This is a genomic window from Pseudomonas sp. GW821-FHT03A09, from assembly GCF_059421065.1.
The window spans coordinates 72,932-93,999 of record NZ_JBWKUX010000011.1 but is presented as its reverse complement, the minus strand read 5'-3'; the positions used below and the strand labels follow the sequence as shown (position 1 = coordinate 93,999).

The window sequence follows — 21,068 nt, the reverse complement described above, 5'->3', positions numbered from 1 at the left end:
CTGATTTAAGGACTTGCTCCGGATAGCGGTGTGTCAGTCGATGAGTCTGTATCAGGACTAGCGCATTCGCGGGCAAGCCCGCTCCCACATGGGCAATGTGCTTATCGGCTAACTACCTGCGCTGATCATTGAAGTACGCTTTTTTGCCGTCGACCCGCTCCGATGCCCTCGGCACGTTCACGCCTTGGCCTTCCGGCTTCTCCACATACCAATAACAATGGCTGACCGCCCGGGTGATACCGACATAGGCGAGGCGCAGCACTTCGTCTTTTTGCGCGGTGTCGTAGGGTTCGCTGTCACCGTCCTTGCCCAATCCGGCCATGCGGTAAACCTGATTCTTGTAGGGTGAGCTGGTAACGTGTTGGCAATCCCCGAGTAGGAAAACTGCATCCGCCTGCAGGCCCTTGGCGCTGTGGTAAGTCAGCTGTTTCAACCTGCGAGCGTGTGGTGGCAAGCTAGAATCCACATTAACAATCGACTGAATATGCTCTTGAATCAGCAGCTTATCGCTACTTTTTCGATACAGCATCAACACCGACTCACCCCTTTGATAATGCTCCAGCAGCGTACGCCCCAGCGCCGCTTCATCACGCTCCAGCACAGCCACCGGCACCAAGGGCTTGGGTGTACCGCTGGCCTTGGCCTTTTTGCCGGGAATCGCCGGGGCGCTGCGCACAATATGTTCGGCGGCGTCGATGATGTGCTGGTGACTGCGGTAGTTCTCGCCGAGCATCACGCGGGTGGTGGTGGGTGATGGAAACTCCGTGTTGAACGCCATGAAGTACTTGGGCGAACTGCCACGCCAGCCGTAAATCGACTGCCAGTCATCCCCCACGCACAATAGTGAAGAGCGCTGCGCCCCACGCCCGACGTGCATCGCCGGACCACGGCTGCGGATCTCGCGCAGGCTGGCGCGCACCCAGGACACGATCTGCGGCGAGATATCCTGGAACTCATCGATCATCAGGTGCGACATCGGTCGCAGCAACGGGTCGCTGAGCAACTTGAGATTCTCGGGAGTGTTTTCGCCGAACAGCGAGAACATGCGGTTGTAGGTCATGATCGGCGGCGACTGGTCGAGCAGATGGTCTTCCAGGGCTTTCCAGAAAATACTCAAGGCTTCGAAGAACAACCGGTCGGGGTCGTCCTTGGCGAAGCTCATCTGGCCTACGGCAGTCGGCACGTCCAGGCCAAGGTTCTCGATGAACCCCGCAGCCATGACAAAACTGTCCAGCAGCGGTGCCGACGCCAGTTCGCCCTTCACCTTGTAATCAAAGCCAGGACCTGCGGTTGCGTCGCCTGCCAAGCTACTTAACAGTCGCTTTGATAACTCATAACTATCAAGCCATATCAAAGGTTTACGGCAGAAAGCTTGAAACAAGGTACGCTTTACTGCCCATTCCGCGCGTACCGAAAGCTTGGCATTGGGGCGAGTGATCTGGGCGTTCTCCCGAGCATCGAAGCCCAACACGACCCAGGCATCCAGCTCAGGGATGTAGCCGTGGCAATGAAATTGCGCGCCGTTGATTTCAAAGGTCTGGCGGCTGGGTTCGATGCCCTTGATCGGCCAGGCCCCGGCACGAAACCACAGGTCTTCGATCACATCGCAGAGTTCTTCGTCGCGCTTGGCCGCCAGCTCGGTCACTGCGATGCGTTTTTGCACATCCGGATGGTCGTGTTCCAGCTCCTTAAGCTGCAGCCCCTGGCGCGCCAACGGCACGATGAGTTCACGAAAGCGCTCATGGCGCCCCTGCAAACGGTGGTAGCAGGCATTCATCTGCTGACGCTGTGCGTCGCTGATACGCAGGTCGAACGGATTGCTGTCGGCCTCCTCTAGACCACTGCTGAGGTTCTCGAAGGCCTGCAGACGCTCAAAGCCCGGCAGGCTGCGCACCATGGGCAGAATGCGCGAATGAAAGGTACGCACCACGGCCTGGGCTTCTTTGCTGCCAAGGGGTTGGCCCCACAGGCTGAGAATCTGCATGAGCTTGTTGATAAAGTCTTTGCGTGATTCGCGGGTGAACGTCACCACTGTCATCGAGCTGAGTTCGAAGCCCAGGTAATGGGTCAACAGCAGGATACGCAGCACCAGGGAGGTGGATTTACCGGCACCTGCTCCAGCAATGACGGAGGTCGAGGGCGTATCGCTGAAGATCATCTTCCACTGCGCCGCGCTGGGCTGGGCATGCTCGGGCAGCAAGCGGGCCACATCGGCCTTCATGCGCTTTTTCACATCGGCGGTCAGGGGCAGGCGCCAGTCATCGAAGAGGCTGTCGTCTATTCCCGGCGCACGATGCTCCTGCGGGCGAAAGTCGCGAATCAACAGGACTTGCCGGCCCTCTTCAATGCCATCGGCCTTGCCTTCGCGGTAGCCGTACTCCACGCCCGCCTCATGCCCACTGCGGAAACCATCAGCCTGGCCATGCAACCAGGAAAATCGATGCTGGGCGCGCAAACGGGTCAGGCCATGCCCAAACAGACGCGCCGCCAGGCGCTTGAGCAAGGGCATTTCTGCCAGGGGACGCAGCTCGGGCGGTAGATCGGGCTTTTGTTGCGGCACGCGGACTCCTGCGATGTGCTTAGCTTCGACAAGTGCGTCATGGTCGCCGGAATTGGCGTTCAGTTCCAGCCAATTGCTTTATGGTCATGCAGTTAGGCGATGAAGTGAAAGTCAAAACGCTAAAAACCAATCTAATCAACTGATAGGAATTAGGCACTTTTTACGCTTTTTATCGATCATCCGCTCACGGAAAATAGGGGTCATCCACAGGAGACGATCATGCTTGAACTTCGACCTTTCAACACCCTAGGCGGTGCCCATCACGGCTGGCTTGATGCTCACCACCATTTTTCATTCGCCGAGTTCCACGACCCCAAGCGCATGCACTGGGGTAACCTGCGGGTGTGGAACGACGACATCATCGCGCCGGGCACCGGCTTCCCACAGCACCCGCACCGTGACATGGAAATCATCACCTATGTGCGTGAAGGTGCTATCAGCCATGCCGACAATCTGGGCAACAAGGGCCGTACCGAGGCTGGCGACGTGCAGGTCATGAGCGCCGGCACCGGGATCGCCCACAGCGAATACAACCTGGAAGCCACGCCGACCAAAATCTTCCAGATCTGGATTATCCCGAACGAAGCCGGACTGCCACCTTCCTGGGGCGCCAAACCGTTTCCCAAAGGGGATCGTGAGGGCTTTGTGACCCTGGCCAGCGGCAAGGCAGGCGACAATGAAAGCCTGCGTATTCGCGCCGATGCGCGCCTGGTGGCGGCCAACCTGAAAGCTGGGGAAAGCGCTGAGTATCAGCTGGACGGCGGGCGTCGTGCGTATCTGGTGCCGGCGACCGGTGTGATTGAAGTCAATGGCTTGCGCGCACAAGCTCGAGACGGTATCGCGGTTGAGCAAGAGCAGGTGTTGCGGGTAACGGCGATTGAGGACAGCGAGATTGTCCTGGTCGACCTGGCCTGAATCCCGGGATTGCCCTCATAACGTGTGGGAGCTGGCTTGTCTGCGAAAGCGGCTGTACGGCCGATGGATAGGTCGCCTGTGTCTCCGCCTTCGCAGCCTCGCTAAAGCTCGACAGCTCCCACAGGAAATTGGCGGTGTTTGGGGACCATCGCGTCTGGCACGTACTCGCCAGCGATAGAGATCAAAGGTGGAGCGGGCTTGCCCGCGAAGGCGGAGTGTCAGTCACTGAATCTGTCACTGTCACACCGCTTTCGAGGGCAAGCCCGCTCCCACATTTTGACTTTCTGGATTACTGGGAGATTGCACCGTCTACCAGTACTTGGGCCTCTTCCACCAACTGCTTGAGGTGATCTTCGCCAATAAAGCTCTCGGCGTAGATCTTGTAGATGTCCTCGGTGCCTGATGGGCGCGCGGCGAACCAGCCATTTTCAGTCATCACTTTCAAGCCACCGATCGCCTGGTTATTGCCCGGCGCATGGCTGAGGATCTGCTGGATGCTTTCCCCAGCCAATTGCTTGGATGTGACTTGCTCCGGCGACAGCTTGCCCAGCAACGCTTTCTGCGCCGGGGTAGCCTTGGCGTCGACACGAATGGCGAACGGCTCGCCCAAGGCATCGGTCAGGCCACGGTAGATCTGGCTTGGGTCCTGGCCTTTGCGCGAGGTCATTTCCGCAGCCAGCAAGGCTGGGATCAGACCGTCCTTGTCGGTACTCCACACGGTGCCGTCCTTGCGCAGGAACGAGGCACCGGCGCTTTCTTCGCCGCCAAAACCCAGCGAGCCTTCGAACAAACCATCGGCGAACCACTTGAAGCCCACTGGCACTTCGTACAGGCGACGGCCAATACGTGCCGCCACGCGATCGATCAGGCCGCTGCTGACCACGGTCTTGCCCACGGCCGCGTCGGCGCGCCAGTCGGGGCGGTTCTGGAACAGGTAGTCGATGGACACCGCCAAGTAATTGTTGGGCGCCAACAAGCCACCGGACGGGGTAACGATGCCGTGACGGTCGTGGTCCGGGTCGCAGGCAAAGGCCACGTCGAAACGTTCCTTGAGGCCGATCAAGCCTTGCATGGCATAGCTGGAAGACGGGTCCATGCGGATCTGGCCATCCCAGTCGACGCTCATGAAGCGGAAGGTGGAATCGACTTCGGTATTCACCACGTCCAGGTTCAAGCGGTAGTGCTCGGCAATCGCCGACCAGTAGCGCACCCCTGCTCCGCCCAACGGGTCAACGCCCAGACGCAGATTGGCGCTGCGGATGGCGTCCATGTCGATCACATTGATCAAGTCGGCCACGTAGCTGTTGAGGTAGTCATGGCGATGGGTGGTGTCAACCTTGAGCGCTTGCGCGTGGGTGATGCGCTTGACCCCCGCCAGTTTGTTGGCCAGCAGCTCGTTGGCCTTGGCTTCGATCCACTTGGTGACATGCGTGTCAGCCGGGCCGCCATTGGGCGGGTTGTACTTGTAGCCGCCACTTTGTGGCGGGTTGTGGGACGGTGTAATGACGATGCCGTCCGCCAGGCCACTGGTGCGGCCACGGTTGTAGCAGATGATCGCGTGGGAAATCGCCGGGGTCGGCGTGTATTCGTCACCTTCGGCCAGCATCACGTGTACGCCGTTGGCCGCCAGGACTTCCAGGGCGCTGGCGCCGGCCGGTGTCGACAAGGCATGGGTATCCAGGCCGACAAACAGCGGGCCGTTGATGCCCTGGGCTTCACGGTACAGGCAGATGGCCTGGCTGATGGCAAGCACGTGCCATTCGTTGAAACTCAGCTCGAAAGAGCTGCCGCGGTGCCCGGAGGTACCGAAGGCCACGCGTTGAGTGGAGATTCCTGCATCAGGCTGACCGGTGTAATAGGCCGTGACCAGTCGCGGGATGTCCACCAGCAACTGGGCTGGCGCCGGCTTGCCCGCAAAAGGACTGATAGTCATGCATAAACCTCGAAAAGAAGGATTCGGAAAAAATGACAGTTTACTGAGAGTTGGACCACTTCGCGACGGTATCGATCCGACAATCACTCGAGAATTTTCACACGCTATCCGATCTGTGCCTGTCGCAATGCCTGGGCCAGAGTATCCAGGGTGATATCCAGGTTGAGATACCCATTGAAGGTGTGGCTCAGCCGCATATGTTGATGGTGCAGGCCGCTGAGGCTGAACAGTTCGCCCGGACCAATTACCACCTGTTGAGCGATCATTCGCTGGAACACTAGACGCATATCCACCGGTGCTACCGACTGCAACCAAAAGCTGGCCCCGGCGATAGGCATTCGATAGGTCACACACCCTTCCAGGCGTGCATTCAGGCGCTGCCCCATGGCCTGTGCTTGCTCGTGTAAGTGCTGGCGCAGCGTCAACAGGTGTTGGTCGAATCGCCCACTCTGGTAGAGCTGGGCGATAGCGCGCTGGCGGATCGACGACAACCTGAATGAACGCAGTAGAAATTGACGCTGCAGTTCGCTGCTCAGGTGGCGCGATAAAACGTAACCGAAAGGCGCTTCCGGACCGAGTACCTTTTCGAACGAGGAGAACACGATCAACCGTTCCGGGTTGACCAGGGTTCGCAGGGGCGTCTGGGGCGGCGCAAAGCTCAGTTCGCCGAATGTGTTGTTCTCCAGCAACCAGCAGCCATAGTGGTCCAGCAGGTGCGCCACACGCAGACGCTCTTCGGCAGACAGGGCGCTGCCCGACGGCATACTGACCACCGATGAGAGCAACACCAGGTGCACCGGCTCGTGACGAAGCAGGTGTTCAAGGGTCGCCAGGTCCAGGCTGCCATCGGCCTGCCAAGGCCATTCGATGACCCGCACACCCGCGGCCTGCAACAGCCGCAAGATCAAGTAATCACAAGGGGATTCGACCACCACCACACTGCCTTTAAGGCCCAGCGCATCAATCAGTATTTCCAGTACGCCCTGCAAATCTGCGCCGATATACACGTCATCAGCCTGCCAGTATCGTGTGGGCGACGAGGTATAACGGGCCGCCAATGCCGTGCGCAGCTCCCAGACGCCGCAGGGTTGCGACCAGGGTTGGAGCTGGTGCGGATACCGGCGCACCAGTTGGCGCTCCAGCATCAGCAAGGCGCCATCGAGTGCGCCCAGCAGCGCCGGTTCATCACCACTGAGTACGGCCATTGCCGGACGCCGTGCCGCGGCATACAACCGTTCAAGAAGGTCCGAACCCGCCGCCATCTGCAGGTTGGTGGCCACCGGCCAGGCAAAATAGCCCGACTTGGCCACCGAATAAACCCGCCCTTCCTTTTCCAGCAGCGAGTAAGCGTACTGAATCGTCGAGATCGATACATTCAACCGCACCGATAACTGCCGCAGGGACGGCAGTTTGACCGGCGCTTCAAGACTGACCTCATTGATCAGATTGATCATGTAGCGGTACACCGCCTGGTAAGCGAAATCCGTTTGTCGTTCACCTCGCAGGGTCATTGCCACTTACCTGGGCTAACGGGCCGGTGCACGGGGCTAACGCCCCGACAACTGCGAGGTATGCGCCTGGGCCAAACGCCAGTTGCGCAACTGAGTACCCTGCTCGATCTGCACAGGCCGCTTGCGATACAGGTGTTGCAATAACGGTAGTGACAACCCACTGGCATCCACTACCCATTGCTGCAACATATCTGCGGCGGGTTTGCCTTGCAGCACGTTGTGCAGCTCGGGAAGCGCCACCAGCATGCCCGGGTGGCATTGACGCAGGTAGCCCTCCAGCCGCTCGCCATGGTGAATAAATGGCGAGAACAACAGGCAGGTCAACTGCGCTTCATCCAGGCCAAAAAACTCCTGGGCATAGGTCGTTGACAAAACACGTCCTTCGCTACCGCTTGCCTCGGCAATCAGCCCTTCAGGGATCTGACGGCGGCACATGCAGTCCATCGCCTGTCGGACAAAGCCATTCACACCCTCCCCGTAGGAAAGTTCACGCAGGCATTGCGCCTGTAACCCATGCAAATGCGCCATCAACATTGGATTCGGGTAGGCCGAATGGCTGAAGTGGAAAGCAAAAGGGTCTAGTTTGTGGCCCAGGAACTGCGTGAGCAACGCTGCCGAGTCAACGCCCACATCGTCGAGCAGGTCGTCGACTCCGATATACGCCAAGTGACGATGGCTGCCCTGCCCCGGCCCTTCGTTAGCGAGGTAATGTTCACCGTAGAGATCCCGATAACAATCGGTACTCCACTCCTGCATGCGCGTAAACAACACATCGAGCGATACCGGCCTGCCGGGCGGGATGGTGGCGCCCGCGGCCATGGCCGTCTTTTTCAGCCACGCCAGGTATTGGTTTTGCTTGCGCGCAGAGTCGCCACTGACCACGGCATGCACACCACCATTCCACGTCGTGGCCCGTTGGTAGAAATCCCCCAGGTTCAGATAGGCGTCATTGCACAATGTCGCCCGAATATCACCTGACGTCATGTGCCCGATCATCAGCATGTTGCGCTGGCTGACCGCACGCCCCGCGCTCGACGCCGGACGCCGATGATTGAACGGCAGTACTTCCTGATTCTCTACGAGCAGCAGTTCGACGCGAGGGTCATCGTGGAAAAACAACGCGCTGTAGCTCTGATGCAGGGTATCCAGCGTCGTCTGGGTCATCCCCGCATGCCGCAGGGTCGCAACCCGCAAATGAAAGGTCCTGGGCGCACGCCCGGCAATGGTCAATTGCGCCGCCCGAAGCAGCGCCAGGGTGTAACTGCTGACTGCACCGCCGCCGTGAGCGACGAGCACCTTGTAATTACCGACTTGTTCCATACCGCCGGCGGCCACCACAATTCGCTGAATCAACAATTGAAGTGCCGTACGCTCTGCGCGAGTGAAGTACCCGATCAAACGTTGCAGAACTTGCTGATAAACATAGTTCATGGCTTGTTCGTAAATTGCGCTCATTGCTCTACTACCCAAGTTTGAATATCAGTTTCAAGCAACTGCCAAGAGCAACTGCCTGACCTATTACATCTGTAGGTTTATGGCTTGTTACAGGGTTATGAGGATGAACCAACATTAGCACCTTGCAACAAATACACCGGAGCATCCCTGAAGACCTTGCTCGACCAAACCTGTACTGGAATCGCGGCCTGCGGCCTTGTGACGACGAAAACGCCAGCTCTTAGGAATAATCCGACAGCGCCCTACACCACTTTAATCAACGAATTAGAGAAGTGTCCGACCAACATCAAACACACCTTTCATTCGATTGCCGAAAAAAAGCCTGGGCATTCTCAGTGAACTTCTTGCACATACTGGCAGGACCAAATTAGTTACGACGGCGCGACGCGATAGTTTTATATACTCAATCATGGCTCAATCCTTGAGATGACGGTGAAGGCACAATTATCGGCACTCGAATAATGATTAACAGATACAGAACAACACCAGAAACCAGTTCAGATGAGCAACCGACCGTACTTTAGTGGCGCCCACACGACAGCGCCGCGCTGTATTTCAGGGCGGCGCAAGGGGAAAAGGTATTGTTTACGCGGCAGAGGCGCCCGGCATTGGCTTAACCCTGACGCGGGTTAAGCCCTGACAAATGGCGCATTTGCCTCATCCACTCGGACTCAAGCGCGCTCATTTGCGAATACTCCTACAGCTCAAACAGCCGCAACCTGCAAAGCAACTCGCTCGCGGCACGGGCATTCGTCCATATATCGGTGTGCTTCGACGAACTGGTTGAACGGGAACACCGTGGTTTTCAACGGTACCAGCACCCGGTCAGCGGTCAGTTGATTGATGTCACGCAGCGCACGCTGCAGCGCCACCTGGTCCTGAATAATGCCCAGCTCCGGCTTGCCGGTGAAATTACCGATGCAGTGCACGAAAAACTGAATGTTCTTCTGGAACGCTGCACACGCCGGGAACGGTGTCTGGTTGCCGCCTTGCAAGCCATAGAGCACCAGGCTGCCACGGGGTGCCAGTACGTCACCGAGCATCGACATCTGTGGGCCACCCAGGCCATCGAACACCACATCCACGCCGCGATTATCGGTGAGTTTGTTGATCTGCATGAGCAAGTCTTGCTCTTCAGTCGCGATCACCTTCTCAGCCCCAAGGGACAGCAGGTACTCACGCTCCGAACTGTCCTTGGTCGCGGCAATCACCCGTACACCCAGGGCTTTGCCCAGTTGCACGAACGAAGGGCCGGCGCAGTGGCTAGCGTCGGTCACCAAGGCGAACTGGCCGGGTTTGACTCGCGCCAGGTCCACATAGGCAAAGTAGGCAATCAACAGCGGCGTGTAGTGCACGCTGGCTTCAATGGGGCTCAATACGTCGGGGTAACGGGTCAAGGCCGAGCGTGGCAGAACAATCTGCTCGCCATACACCGGATAATCATTGGGGCTCTCGGCCGGAAAACTGGCCACCTTATCACCCACTGCCAAGTCATCCACACCGTCACCCAGGGCAACCACCACGCCGGCCATTTCATGACCAAGGCCCGAGGGCAGACGAGCATGGGAAGACGCCAGGTTCTGGCGCCACAGAATGTCGTACCAACTGATGCCGATCGCATCGACACGCACCTGCACTTCGCCCGGAGCGGGCTGCGCGGCTGCATGCTCTTCGCACTTGAGCACCTCGGCCGGACCAAACTTGTGAAAACGGATCGTGCGGGACATCGCAAACCTCGCCAAAGTAACCTCTAATGCCATGAACTCTATCTGGGCTTTCCGGGCAAGACCACCGGTCGCCGTTAATAGTCAACATGCCTGCCATTGATTCCGCATCTGAGGAATAGACCTCAGGTCTTGTAAGAAAACGCAATTACTCGGTGCAGAGTACCAGCCTTTGCCCGTAAGATTCATGCCGGTCATTCTTCTTATATGGCCGCTCTCGTCAAGTTTGCAGACTCTTCCAGGACACAAGATGAACCGTAACGACCTGCGTCGTGTCGACCTTAACCTCTTGATCGTATTCGAAACCTTGATGCATGAGCGCAGTGTGACCCGCGCCGCCGAGAAATTGTTCCTTGGCCAGCCGGCCATCAGCGCGGCCTTGTCGCGTCTGCGTGGGCTATTCGATGATCCGCTGTTCGTGCGTACCGGACGCAGCATGGAGCCGTCGGCCCGTGCCGTGGAAATCTTCGCCCTGCTCTCCCCGGCCCTGGACTCGATTTCCACCGCCGTCAGCCGCGCCGCCGAGTTCGACCCGGCCACCAGCACTGCAGTGTTCCGTATCGGCCTCTCCGATGACGTCGAATTCGCCTTGCTGCCCCAACTGCTCAAGCGCCTGCGCGCCGAAGCCCCGGGCATCGTGCTGGTGGTGCGTCGGGTCAACTACATCTTGATGCCTGGCCTGCTGACCTCCGGTGAAATATCCATTGGCGTCAGCTACACCGCCGACTTGCCAGCCAACGCCAAGCGCAAGGTATTGCGCCGCAGCCTGCCAAAACTGCTGCGTGCCGACAGCGTACCGGGCTCCCTGAGCCTGGATGACTTCTGCAGCCGCCCCCACGCACTGGTGTCATTCGCGGGCGACCTCAGCGGTTTTATCGATGAAGAGTTGGAAAAGCTCGATCGCAAACGCCATGTCGTGCTGGCCGTGCCGCAGTTCAATGGACTGGGCACACTGCTGGCCGGCACCGACATTCTGGCGACCGTGCCCGATTACGCGGCCGAAGCACTGACCTCCGCTGGCGGCCTGCGCGCCGAAGACCCGCCGTTGCCGGTACGCACCTTTGAACTGCATATGGCGTGGCGTGGATCTCAGGACAATGATCCGGGAGAGCGCTGGTTGCGTTCGCGGATTCAGATGTTTTTTGGCGATCCGGATAGCCTGTAACATCCGGTGAAAGGAACACCCATCGGCATTTTCCATGGGGCACTAAAAGGACTTTCTGCGCATGGCAGCTTCGAACAAATGGCTGATGTCATCGGTCGCGTACTACCTCGATTTCTTTACTGTTCCTCTGTTCATCATCTTCGCGCTCTACCTGGCACCCATTGACCCTATCCAGCTCATCGTGGGCCTGCTGGCCTGGACTTTAGTGGAGTATTCGGCACATCGTTTTCTGTTCCACGCGTGGTATCGCCGCGAACACTGGACCCATCACGTCGATGTGCTGGCCTATATCGGCGTTTCAAGCTGGAAGACCAGCACGGCATTCGCCGCCCTGTTGCTGGTCGCCTGGGTCTTCGGGCTGACCTCAGCGTTTATCGGCGCCGTCGCCGGGTACTTCTATTACATCTCGGTGCATTACGTGATGCATCGTCCGACGCATTGGGCCTATCCCTTCATTCCCAGGTTGGTGGCCAATCACGATCTGCACCATCGCCAAGGCATCGAGAAAAACTTCGGGGTTTCATCGCCACTGTGGGATCACGTGTTTCGTAGCTACATCCGAGCTGACTCGCCCCCACATAATGAAAAAAATGAATCTTTTAAAATCACAAAATAACAATATCTGATAATTAGCTTATTCCAAAAAAGACTTTCACCGAGATTTTTTATAGGAATATCTTCATATCACAGACCGACCCCATACCTGGTGGAGGACGTACCTCCGACGATCAGGAGCCTGAACCAGGCTTAAGGGACCTCGCTCGATATGCCAGACATTGCCTTTCCCACCCATAAGTTCCACCTGTCACTGCTGACCAGTTCCCTCTTGCTGGCAGCGGTGCCCTCCTTCGCCGAGGATGCGAAGCTCGACACCGTCACCGTTATTTCCACCGGCTTGCGCGGTCAGGAACGCAGCGTCGCCGACAGCCCGGCACCGATCGATGTGATCAACAGCGAGCAGTTGCTCAAGACCGGTCGCGCCGAACTGTCGGAGGCGATTGCCAAACTGCTGCCCTCGTTCAATTTCGGCACCAATATCGCTGGCTACAATTCGGTCACGCGCCCCCTGAGCAACCGTAGCCTGGGGCCGGCCTACACCTTGGTGCTCGTCAACGGTAAACGCCGACACAACGGCGCTGTTGGCCAGCGTGGCTCTATCGACAACAGCGGCGCGAATGCCGTGGACATCGACCTGATCCCGGTCAGCGCGGTGGACCATATCGAGGTGCTCAAAGACAGCGCCGCCGCCCAATACGGTTCGGATGCCGTGGCTGGGGTGATCAATATCATCCTCAAGGCCACCGACAACGGCGGGCACCTGGAAACCAGCTATGGCCAGTTGTTTTCCGGCCAGGGTGAGACCATCAAGGTAGCCGGGGACGAAGGTTTCAAACTCGGCGACGGCGGTTTTTTCCACTTCTCGGCCGATGCTCGCAAACGTGGCAGCGCCGCGTGGAATGACAAGGCTGATAGCAGCGTCAGGGCGTTCAACGATCCGGCCAAAGAGGCGGCTTGGGATCGCGTGGCAATCAAGAACGGCGATCCTGACCTCAAGGCCTTCAACCTGGCCTACAACGCCGAACTACCGCTGGAAGACCTGACACTGTATTCGTTCTCCACCTATGGCGAACGCGATGCCGAGGCCGCCAACTACTTCCGCCTGCCCACCGGTACCGCTGCCGTGCCCGAGGTGTTCCCCAACGGCTACTACCCGCTCAACAACATCAAAGACCGTGACTATCAGTTGCTCTTCGGGGGCAAGGGCCAACTGGCCGAGTGGAACTGGGACCTGAGCACCACCTACGGGCGCAACAACGTCCATCACTCCAGCGACCTTAATATCAACCCGTCGCTGGGCACGGCATCACCGACCAAATTCGATAACCTGGCGACCTTCCGTTTCGAGCAGTGGGTCAACAACCTGGATTTCACCCGGCGCTACGCCAGCCTGTTCAACTTGACGCCGCCGGTGCAGGTGTCGGGAGGCCTGGAGCATCGTTGGGAACATTTCAGCACCTTCGCCGGCGAGCCGGCGGCGTACATCACCGGCAGCTACCCGGCTGCCTCGGGCGCGCAGGCGGCGGTGACAATCCGGCCGGAAGATGAAGTCAGCCTGATCCGTAACAACTATGCGGGCTACCTGGACCTGGGCTTTGACTTGACCGAGCGCTGGTTCCTCGATGTGGCCGGGCGGGTTGAGCATTACGACGATGATTCGGGCAACACCTTCGGCCTGAAAGTGAACTCACGCTACGAGTTGACCGATACCGTGGCCGTACGCGGCACCGTGGGCACCGGTTTTCGTGCGCCGTCCCTGACGCAGATCGGCTATACCGTGGCGGACAACCGGGTAGCCACCGACGTGAATGGCAACGTTGTGCCCGCCGTCACCCGCCTGACCCCGTCCGGCAGTAACCTGGCCAAGGCCCTGGGTGGCGATGACCTCAAGCCGGAAAAATCCCGCAACCTCGGCCTCGGCCTGACCTGGCAACCGGCACCGCGCACCAGCGTCACCGCCGATGCTTACCTGATCGACATCGATGACCGCATCGCCCTGACCAGCAATATCTACGACCGTGGCAACGGCGCGATCAACGCCATCCTCGCGGCACAAGGCGTGCCCACCGGCACCTGGGTCAACTACTACACCAATGCCTTCGACACCCGCACCCGCGGCCTGGATGTGGTCGCCGACCACACCACGCCGCTGGATGCCTGGGGCGATGTGCGCTGGAGCCTGGGCTTCAACTGGAACAAAACCACCATAGAAGGCACTCGCGACACACCGAGCGCACTGGCCGGCTCGGGTGTGACCCTGGTGGGCCGCGACCGCGAAGGCGACCTTACCGACGCCACCCCCAAGACCAAGTGGATCCTGGGGGCCAACTGGAAGGTCGAGGACCTGGTCATCAACCTGCAAACCAGCCGCTACGGCGCGGTCAAGACCCTGGCCGTCAACCCCACGGGTGATCGCAGCTTCGGTGCCAAATGGATAACGGACCTGGACGTGAGCTACACGTTCGTCGACCACCTCACCGTCAGCCTCGGCGGCACCAACATTTTCGACGTGCGTCCCGACCGGCATGCCGTCTACAGCAACCTGGGCCTGGCGCCCTACGGCAACCCGCCGTTCTACCCGGGCGGCGGCTACTGGTACACCAAGCTGGCCTACGACTTCTGATCCGCACTTGCACGCACCCGCAACGCCACACGAGGGCACCCCATTGAACACCTCCAACTTGATGAGCCGTCTACTGGCCCCTTGCGCATTGGCATTGAGCCTGGCCGCTTGCTCACCGGGGCACGACGCCCAGGTCGGCAAGACCCTGAACATCGCCTTCTTCGGCGACAACACCACCCTGGTCAGCGTCGACCCGTTCCAGGTCTATTGGCTGGAACATCGGGTGCTGCTGCGCAATGTTGCCGAGTCCCTCACTGACCAAGACCCGGACACCGGCAAGATCATTCCCTGGCTGGCCAACCGTTGGGAGGTCAGTGACGACGCGCTGACCTACACCTTCCATCTGCGCGACAACGTCACCTTCAGCAACGGCGAGCGCTTTGACGCCAAGGCGGTGAAAACCGCGTTCGACAGCGACAAGGCCCTGGCCGCCGAGCTGCCGGCCACTTTCGGCGCCACCTACCTGGCTGGTTACGACCACGCTGAAGTGGTGGATGAGCTTACCGTCAAACTGGTGCTATCCAAGCCTAACGCGGGCTTCCTGCAGGCCACCTCCACCACCAACCTGGCGATCCTTGCACCGGCTTCTTACGCGTTGAGTGCAAAGGAGCGCTCCCTCGGCAACATCATCGGCACCGGGCCATTCGTGCTGGCCAGCTACACACCGGAAGTCGGTGCGCACCTGACCAAACGTAAAGGTTACGCCTGGGCCTCGGCCAATATGAAAAACCAGGGCGAAGCGCATCTGGACGCGGTGGACATCAGCTATATCCCCGAAGAAAGCGTGCGCAACGGTCTGTTCCTACAAGGCAAGGCCGACATTCTGTGGCCGCGCAATCCGTTCTCGGAAGTGGACCTGAAACTGCTCCAGTCCAGAGGCGCGACCATTCAGAGCCGTTCGCTGCCGGGACCGGCCTTGAACCTTTACCCCAACACCCGAGGCGAACGGGTGCTGGCCGATAAACAAGTGCGCCTGGCCGTGCAGAAATCCATCGACCGCAAGAGCTACGCCAGCACCGTGTACAACGCCGAGTTCCCTGTGGTGGACAGCCTCTTCGATGTGACCACGCCCTACTTCAAAAGCCAGTCGACAAAATTGACCTATGACCCAACCGGCGCCGAACAACTGCTGGAGCAAGCCGGCTGGGCCAAAGGCGCAGACGGCTATCGCCAGAAAAACGGCAAACGCCTGAGCCTGAGCTACAACCTCACCCCGGCCGAAACCGCTGGCGACGTGCTGATCCAGGACCAATTGCGCAAGGTCGGCATCGAGCTGAAGCTCAGCATGGTGACACGTGCCGAATGGGTCGCCAACAACTCTGCCGGTAATTACGACCTGACCAGCACCTACATGACCCGTGCCGACCCGATCATCCTGCAAACCATTCTTGACCCGCGCACCGCCAACAGCTCGACCCTGGCCACCAACCTCTACGAACCTGCGGTGCTGGATAAAGCCAAGGCGCTGTTCGATGCAGGCATCACCGCCACCCGTGGCCCACAACGCGCAGCAGCCTACGGCGACCTGCAGGATCTGCTGATCGATGAAAGCTCGGTATTTCCGGTGTACGAGCGGGTCTGGCAGGCCGCCACATCAGCCAAAGTGAAAAACTTTCGCTGGACCGCCGAGGGCTTCGCGCTGCTGGGTGATATCGAGGTCGGTACACCATGAGCCGCTACCTGATCGGCCGTGTCGGCCAGGCGCTCCTGGTGCTATGGGGCGCCTATAGCGTCACTTACTTCATTCTTTATCTGCTGCCCGGCGATACGTTGTCGATCATGCTCAGTGCCGCCGGCATGGAAGCCGATTCACTGTCAGTGGAAGACCTTGCCAAAGCACGGGCGTATTACGGCCTGGACAAAGGCGTGTTCGAGCAATATTTCAATCTGCTGTTGGGGGCGCTGCAGGGCGACTTCGGGCAGTCCCTTTCGCTCAACCGTCCGGTTGCCGATCTACTCGCCGAGCGCTTGCCGCAGACACTTTCCCTGGCCGGAGTGGCTATTGTGCTGTCGTTGCTCGGCGGCATCGGCCTGGCCTACTTGACCGCCTACCTTCGCTGGCAACCGCTGAAAAAGGCCCTGACCCGCCTGCCGTCCCTGGGATTTTCGGTGCCGGTGTTCTGGATGGGCCTGCTGCTGATCCAGGTGTTTGCTTTCGGCCTGGGCTGGTTTCCTGCCACCGGCAGCCGGGGCGTTGAAAGCCTGGTACTGCCGGCGATCACCTTGGCGATTCCCAGTGCGGCGGTGTACGCCCAAGTCCTGCAACGCAGTTTCCAGGGCGTGTGGCAAGAGCGCTACATCGCCACCGCTTATGCCAAGGGCCTGAGCCGGAGCCAAGTGCAGGCGCGCCATGGGTTCAGGAATGCGGCGTTACCAGTGCTTACGTTGATCGGCTTGCAGGTGGGCAATACGGTTTCCGGCGCTGTGCTGGTGGAAACCATCTTTGCCCGCTCCGGCATCGGTCGCCTGGCCCAGGAAGCGGTGCTGCGCCAGGACATTCCCGTGGTGCTGGCGATTGTCGCGGTGTCGGCGGCCGCGTTTGTGCTGGTGAACCTGCTGGTGGACCTGCTCTACCCGTGGCTCGACCCGCGTATCTCCCACACGCCAAAGGTGTCCTAGACCATGACGATCCTTGAACGGAACCTGGGCCCCATCACCATTCCCGCCCCGTGGTCCCGCCGCAGCCCCTTGAGGCGGGCAACAGCTGCGGTGCTGCCGTTGTTGCGCCGACCAGGTTTCAGCCTGGCGCTGTTGGTGGTGCTGTTTGCATTGCTCGCAGCGCTGGCGCCGTATTGGCTCAGCAGCTTCGATCCTTATGCCACCTCGCCGGTCGACAAACTGCGTGGGCCCAACCTGACCCATTGGTTCGGCACCGACGAACTGGGCCGCGACCTGTTTACCCGAGTGGTCTATGGCGCCCGCCTGTCGGTTTCGGCGGCGCTCCTGGCCGTGGGTATCGCACTGTTGGGAGGCCTGGGGCTGGGCATACTGTCGGGCTTTGCCGGTGGCCGCACCGATGCGCTGATCATGCGCCTTGTCGATGTGCTGCTGGCCCTACCCGGTTTGCTGCTGGCCCTGGCGATCGTCACGGCCATCGGCTTTGGCACCGTGCCGGTGGCCATTGCGGTGGGCGTCGGCATCATTCCAGGGTTCGCCCGCACCACGCGCGCCGAGGTGCTGCGGGTCAAGACCTTGCCTTATGTCGAAGCTGCGCGCCTGGGAGGTGCCAGTTGGAGGCGCACCTTGGTGCGGCACATTCTGCCCAATGCGTGGGGGCCGGTCGCCGTGTTGGCGACCCTCGACTTCGGCGCGGCCATCCTGGCCACGGCGGGCCTGAGTTTTCTCGGTTTCGGTGCCGCCCCACCGGCCGCGGAATGGGGCACGTTGATCGCCAACGGACGGCATTTCCTGATCACGGCCCCTTGGGTGTCCCTGCTGCCTGGGCTGTTCCTGGTCGCCGTGGTCTTCAGCCTCAACCATATCGCCCGCACCTTTGAGGAGATCCAGCGATGAGCAGCCCACAGCCTCTGGTCGACGTTCGCCAACTCAGTGTCAGCTACCGCTCCGGCAAGCACCTCAATCAAGCGGTACGGACGCTGTCGTTCTCCATCGCCCAGGGCGAGACCGTGGCAATTGTCGGCGAGTCCGGCTCGGGCAAGTCGACCCTGGCCAATGCCATCCTTGGCCTGTTGCCGGACAACGCGCAGATCAACACTGGCCAATTATGGGTGGATGGCCACGATCTGACCCACGCCAACGAGCGTCAGAAACGCACCCTGCGCGGGCGCACGGTCGGCCTGGTGCCTCAAGACCCGATGGTCAGCCTCAATCCCACCCTGCGCGTCGGCCAGCAAATCGGCGAAGCGCTGGTGCTGGCCCAGGGCAAACGTTACCCCGGCGTCGATACCGACATTATCGAGCTGCTGCAGCAGGTGGGCCTCGACAAACCGGTGCTGCGGGCGCGCCAGTACCCACACGAGCTTTCCGGTGGCATGCGCCAACGCGTGCTGATTGCCATCGCCCTGGCCGGTAACCCGCGCCTGATCATCGCCGATGAACCCACCAGCGCCCTCGACGTCACCGTGCAGCGCAAGATCCTCGACCACCTGCAACGGCTGGTCAGTGAGCGTGGGATTTCGCTGCTCATCATCACCCATGACCTGGGCGTGGCCGCCGACCGTGCGGATCGGATCCTGGTGATGCAGCATGGCGAACTGGTCGAACAGGGTCCGCCAGGCCAGATCCTTGGCGCGCCACAACACGACTACACCCGCGCGTTGATTGCCGCCGCGCCTGCGTTCGCCAAGCGGCGCGAACCCTCGGCCCGCATTGACCCGACGCAGCCGCCAATCCTGAGCCTGCAAAACGTGGGCAAGACGTTCACGTTGCCCAAGGTCAAAGGTGAAGACTCGACGCTTCTAGCCCTCGAAGGTCTCAACCTGCAGGTCTATCCCGGCCAGACCCTGGCCATCGTTGGCGAGTCCGGCTCGGGCAAGAGCACCGCGTTGCGCATCGCCCTCGGCCTGGAGAAGCCCACCCAAGGCCAGGTCTGGTTCGACCAACAGAACGTCACCCACCTGAACTGGCGCGACTTCCGCCCGCTGCGCCAACGCCTGCAACTGGTGCAGCAAAACCCCTTCGCCGCTCTCGACCCGCGCTTCACTGTATTCGACAGCATCGTCGAGCCACTGGTCTCGTTCGGCTTGCTCAAGGGCCCTGCGCTTGAACAGGCGGCGCGGGAGTTGATCGCGCGCGTACACCTGCCGGTCAGCTTCCTGGACCGCCTGCCCCGCGAACTCTCCGGTGGCCAGTGCCAGCGCGTGGCTATCGCCAGGGCCCTGGCCTTGAAACCCGATCTGTTGCTGCTCGATGAGCCGGTCAGCGCGCTCGATGTGTCCGTACAGGCCCACATTCTTGACCTGCTGAAAGAGCTGCAACGGGAGATGGGGATTGCCTATGTGCTGGTGTCCCACGACCTGTCCGTGGTCGCGAACTTTGCCCATGAAGTACTGGTATTGCGCAATGGCAAGGTGGTGGAACAGGGGTCGGTGGAACGGATTTTCAGCCAACCGGCGAGCGATTATACGCGGGAGCTGATTGCTGCTATTCCCGGCCGCCACGACACCTCGACGGCCGCATGATCAAGCTGCGCTGGCGTGAACACTCGCGAACCCTCAAGTTCCTTGCATCCGGCGCAATAGTCTTTTGTCATCACGCCCATTGATAGCAACCTAACGAAACCCCCATGCTAGAGGGCTAACTTCGCGCTTATATCATTCCGAATGATAGTTACCTTTGTTTCATTCGATTCGTGACATAGCACATCGCCGCGCATGATCCGCCCATCTCAAATACATTGGCGGATGCACCTCATGGAACAGACACTCAAACATTTGCGCTTCCCCTTGGCGATCCTGGCCGTGGTGGTGATGAGCGCATGCGGCAAGACCCCGGAACAAGCGGCCGCCATGCCACCCGCGAAAATCAGCGTGGCCAAGGTGCTGGAACAACCGGTCAACGAATGGGATGAGTTCACCGGTCGTCTGGAAGCCCCGGAAACCGTGCAGATTCGTCCACGCGTGTCGGGCCAGATCGATCAGGTGGCCTTCACCGAAGGCGCCCTGGTGAAGAAAGGCGACCTGCTGTTCCAGATCGACCCGCGCCCGTTCCAGGCCGAAGTACGCCGCCTTGAAGCCCAACTCGCCCAGACCAGAGCCGCCGCCACCCGTAGCGATAACGAAGCGCAACGTGGCGAACGCCTGCGTCAGAGCAATGCGATCTCCGCCGAACTGGCCGACTCGCGTACCACCGCCGCCCAAGAGGCCCGCGCCGCCGTCGCCGGCATCCAGGCGCAATTGGACCTGGCCAAACTGAACCTGAGCTTCACCCGCGTGACCGCACCGATCAGCGGCCGCGTCAGCCGTGCCGAAATCACTGCGGGCAACCTGGTGACCGCCGATGTCACCGCGCTGACCAGCGTGGTCTCCACCGACAAGGTCTACGCCTACTTCGATGCCGATGAGCGCGTGTATCTCAAATATACCGAGCTGGCCCGTGAAGGCCGTCGTGGCGCCACCACCCCGGTGTACCTGGGCCTGTCCAACGAAACCGGCAACCCGCACCTGGGCCAGATGAACTTCGTCGACAACCAGGTCAACCCAGCCACCGGCACCATCCGTGGTCGCGCCGTGTTCGATAACAGCAAGGGCGAATACACCCCTGGCCTGTATGCCCGCCTGAAACTGGTCGGCAGCGGCACCTACTCCGCCGTGCTGATCAACGACGAGGCCGTCGGTACTGACCTGGGCAAGAAGTTCGTGCTGGTGATGGACGGCGACAAGCCGGCCTATCGAGCGGTGGAACTGGGGCCGAAGATCGAAGGCCTGCGCATCGTACGCAGCGGTTTGAACAAGGACGACACCATTGTCGTGAAGGGCTTGCAGCGCATCCGTCCGGGGTCGCCGGTTGCACCGGAAACCATCCCGATGGCCAGCAAGGAAACCCTCGCGGCCTTGGCACAACAACGACAAGCGCTTGAAGCCAGCAACCTGGAGCAGGTGGCGCCGGATAATAAAGCCGCGCCCAAGCTCGCAGCCGTCGCGACTCCACGCGGTTAAGGGATAC

At 60.1% G+C, this 21,068-nt stretch carries 14 protein-coding genes; 9 read left to right on the top strand and 5 right to left on the bottom strand.

The window, feature by feature from the left end; translation table 11 throughout:
- Nucleotides 1-112 precede the first annotated feature (112 nt).
- A complete protein-coding gene (locus AC07V4_RS20125; protein ID WP_492636659.1) occupies nt 113-2,560 on the bottom strand; it encodes a UvrD-helicase domain-containing protein in 2,448 nt (815 codons plus the stop codon).
- Between the two features lie 219 nt (nt 2,561-2,779).
- Here AC07V4_RS20125 and AC07V4_RS20120 point away from each other — a divergent pair, with 219 nt between their 5' ends.
- Complete coding sequence (locus tag AC07V4_RS20120) at nt 2,780-3,475, top strand: pirin family protein (protein ID WP_492636658.1); 696 nt, start codon at nt 2,780-2,782, stop codon at nt 3,473-3,475.
- 289 nt (nt 3,476-3,764) lie between these two features.
- Here AC07V4_RS20120 and pgm read toward each other — a convergent pair whose 3' ends face one another.
- From pgm to AC07V4_RS20100, 4 genes are all read right to left on the bottom strand, one after another.
- Nucleotides 3,765-5,408, bottom strand: coding sequence for a phosphoglucomutase (alpha-D-glucose-1,6-bisphosphate-dependent) (gene pgm, locus AC07V4_RS20115; RefSeq protein WP_492636657.1), 1,644 nt, complete (start codon nt 5,406-5,408; stop codon nt 3,765-3,767).
- Nucleotides 5,409-5,512: 104 nt separating this feature from the next.
- Nucleotides 5,513-6,919: an aminotransferase-like domain-containing protein gene (locus AC07V4_RS20110; RefSeq protein ID WP_492636656.1), complete on the bottom strand. Its 1,407-nt coding sequence runs from the start codon at nt 6,917-6,919 to the stop codon at nt 5,513-5,515.
- Nucleotides 6,920-6,955: 36 nt separating this feature from the next.
- Nucleotides 6,956-8,374: a hypothetical protein gene (locus AC07V4_RS20105; protein ID WP_492636655.1), complete on the bottom strand. Its 1,419-nt coding sequence runs from the start codon at nt 8,372-8,374 to the stop codon at nt 6,956-6,958.
- A 704-nt stretch (nt 8,375-9,078) separates the two neighbouring features.
- Nucleotides 9,079-10,101, bottom strand: a complete 1,023-nt coding sequence (locus AC07V4_RS20100; RefSeq protein WP_492636654.1) for a zinc-dependent alcohol dehydrogenase family protein — start codon at nt 10,099-10,101, stop codon at nt 9,079-9,081.
- 247 nt (nt 10,102-10,348) lie between these two features.
- On the opposite strand from AC07V4_RS20100, the gene AC07V4_RS20095 reads away from it, so the two are divergent.
- From AC07V4_RS20095 to mexE, 8 genes are all read left to right on the top strand, one after another.
- Complete coding sequence (locus AC07V4_RS20095; RefSeq protein WP_492636653.1) at nt 10,349-11,263, top strand: LysR family transcriptional regulator; 915 nt, start codon at nt 10,349-10,351, stop codon at nt 11,261-11,263.
- A 61-nt stretch (nt 11,264-11,324) separates the two neighbouring features.
- Entirely contained in the window at nt 11,325-11,879 is a 555-nt protein-coding gene (locus AC07V4_RS20090) for a sterol desaturase family protein (protein ID WP_492636652.1), read from the top strand.
- A gap of 150 nt (nt 11,880-12,029) precedes the next feature.
- Nucleotides 12,030-14,444: a TonB-dependent receptor plug domain-containing protein gene (locus tag AC07V4_RS20085; RefSeq protein ID WP_492636651.1), complete on the top strand. Its 2,415-nt coding sequence runs from the start codon at nt 12,030-12,032 to the stop codon at nt 14,442-14,444.
- A 61-nt stretch (nt 14,445-14,505) separates the two neighbouring features.
- Complete coding sequence (locus AC07V4_RS20080; protein ID WP_492636723.1) at nt 14,506-16,116, top strand: ABC transporter substrate-binding protein; 1,611 nt, start codon at nt 14,506-14,508, stop codon at nt 16,114-16,116.
- Nucleotides 16,113-17,063, top strand: coding sequence for an ABC transporter permease (locus tag AC07V4_RS20075; RefSeq protein ID WP_492636650.1), 951 nt, complete (start codon nt 16,113-16,115; stop codon nt 17,061-17,063). The genes AC07V4_RS20080 and AC07V4_RS20075 overlap by 4 nt, the downstream gene beginning before the upstream one ends.
- Nucleotides 17,064-17,066: 3 nt before the next feature.
- Nucleotides 17,067-17,957, top strand: a complete 891-nt coding sequence (locus AC07V4_RS20070; RefSeq protein ID WP_492636649.1) for an ABC transporter permease — start codon at nt 17,067-17,069, stop codon at nt 17,955-17,957.
- Nucleotides 17,954-19,585, top strand: a complete 1,632-nt coding sequence (locus AC07V4_RS20065) for a dipeptide ABC transporter ATP-binding protein (protein ID WP_492636648.1) — start codon at nt 17,954-17,956, stop codon at nt 19,583-19,585. Before AC07V4_RS20070 ends, AC07V4_RS20065 begins: the two co-directional genes overlap by 4 nt.
- A 231-nt stretch (nt 19,586-19,816) precedes the next feature.
- Nucleotides 19,817-21,061 carry a multidrug efflux RND transporter periplasmic adaptor subunit MexE gene (gene mexE / locus AC07V4_RS20060; RefSeq protein WP_492636647.1) on the top strand — a complete coding sequence of 415 codons (1,245 nt, stop codon included), beginning with the start codon at nt 19,817-19,819 and terminating at the stop codon, nt 21,059-21,061.
- Nucleotides 21,062-21,068 lie beyond the last annotated feature (7 nt).

What these genes read in the sequence shown, in the direction of transcription:
- AC07V4_RS20120 (WP_492636658.1), top strand. Translation starts at nt 2,780, where the DNA reads ATGCTTGAACTTCGACCTTTCAACACCCTAGGCGGTGCCCATCACGGC.
- pgm (WP_492636657.1), bottom strand. Translation starts at nt 5,408, where the DNA reads ATGACTATCAGTCCTTTTGCGGGCAAGCCGGCGCCAGCCCAGTTGCTG.
- AC07V4_RS20110 (WP_492636656.1), bottom strand. Translation starts at nt 6,919, where the DNA reads ATGACCCTGCGAGGTGAACGACAAACGGATTTCGCTTACCAGGCGGTG.
- AC07V4_RS20105 (WP_492636655.1), bottom strand. Translation starts at nt 8,374, where the DNA reads ATGAGCGCAATTTACGAACAAGCCATGAACTATGTTTATCAGCAAGTT.
- AC07V4_RS20100 (WP_492636654.1), bottom strand. Translation starts at nt 10,101, where the DNA reads ATGTCCCGCACGATCCGTTTTCACAAGTTTGGTCCGGCCGAGGTGCTC.
- AC07V4_RS20095 (WP_492636653.1), top strand. Translation starts at nt 10,349, where the DNA reads ATGAACCGTAACGACCTGCGTCGTGTCGACCTTAACCTCTTGATCGTA.
- AC07V4_RS20090 (WP_492636652.1), top strand. Translation starts at nt 11,325, where the DNA reads ATGGCAGCTTCGAACAAATGGCTGATGTCATCGGTCGCGTACTACCTC.
- AC07V4_RS20085 (WP_492636651.1), top strand. Translation starts at nt 12,030, where the DNA reads ATGCCAGACATTGCCTTTCCCACCCATAAGTTCCACCTGTCACTGCTG.
- AC07V4_RS20080 (WP_492636723.1), top strand. Translation starts at nt 14,506, where the DNA reads ATGAGCCGTCTACTGGCCCCTTGCGCATTGGCATTGAGCCTGGCCGCT.
- AC07V4_RS20075 (WP_492636650.1), top strand. Translation starts at nt 16,113, where the DNA reads ATGAGCCGCTACCTGATCGGCCGTGTCGGCCAGGCGCTCCTGGTGCTA.
- AC07V4_RS20070 (WP_492636649.1), top strand. Translation starts at nt 17,067, where the DNA reads ATGACGATCCTTGAACGGAACCTGGGCCCCATCACCATTCCCGCCCCG.
- AC07V4_RS20065 (WP_492636648.1), top strand. Translation starts at nt 17,954, where the DNA reads ATGAGCAGCCCACAGCCTCTGGTCGACGTTCGCCAACTCAGTGTCAGC.
- mexE (WP_492636647.1), top strand. Translation starts at nt 19,817, where the DNA reads ATGGAACAGACACTCAAACATTTGCGCTTCCCCTTGGCGATCCTGGCC.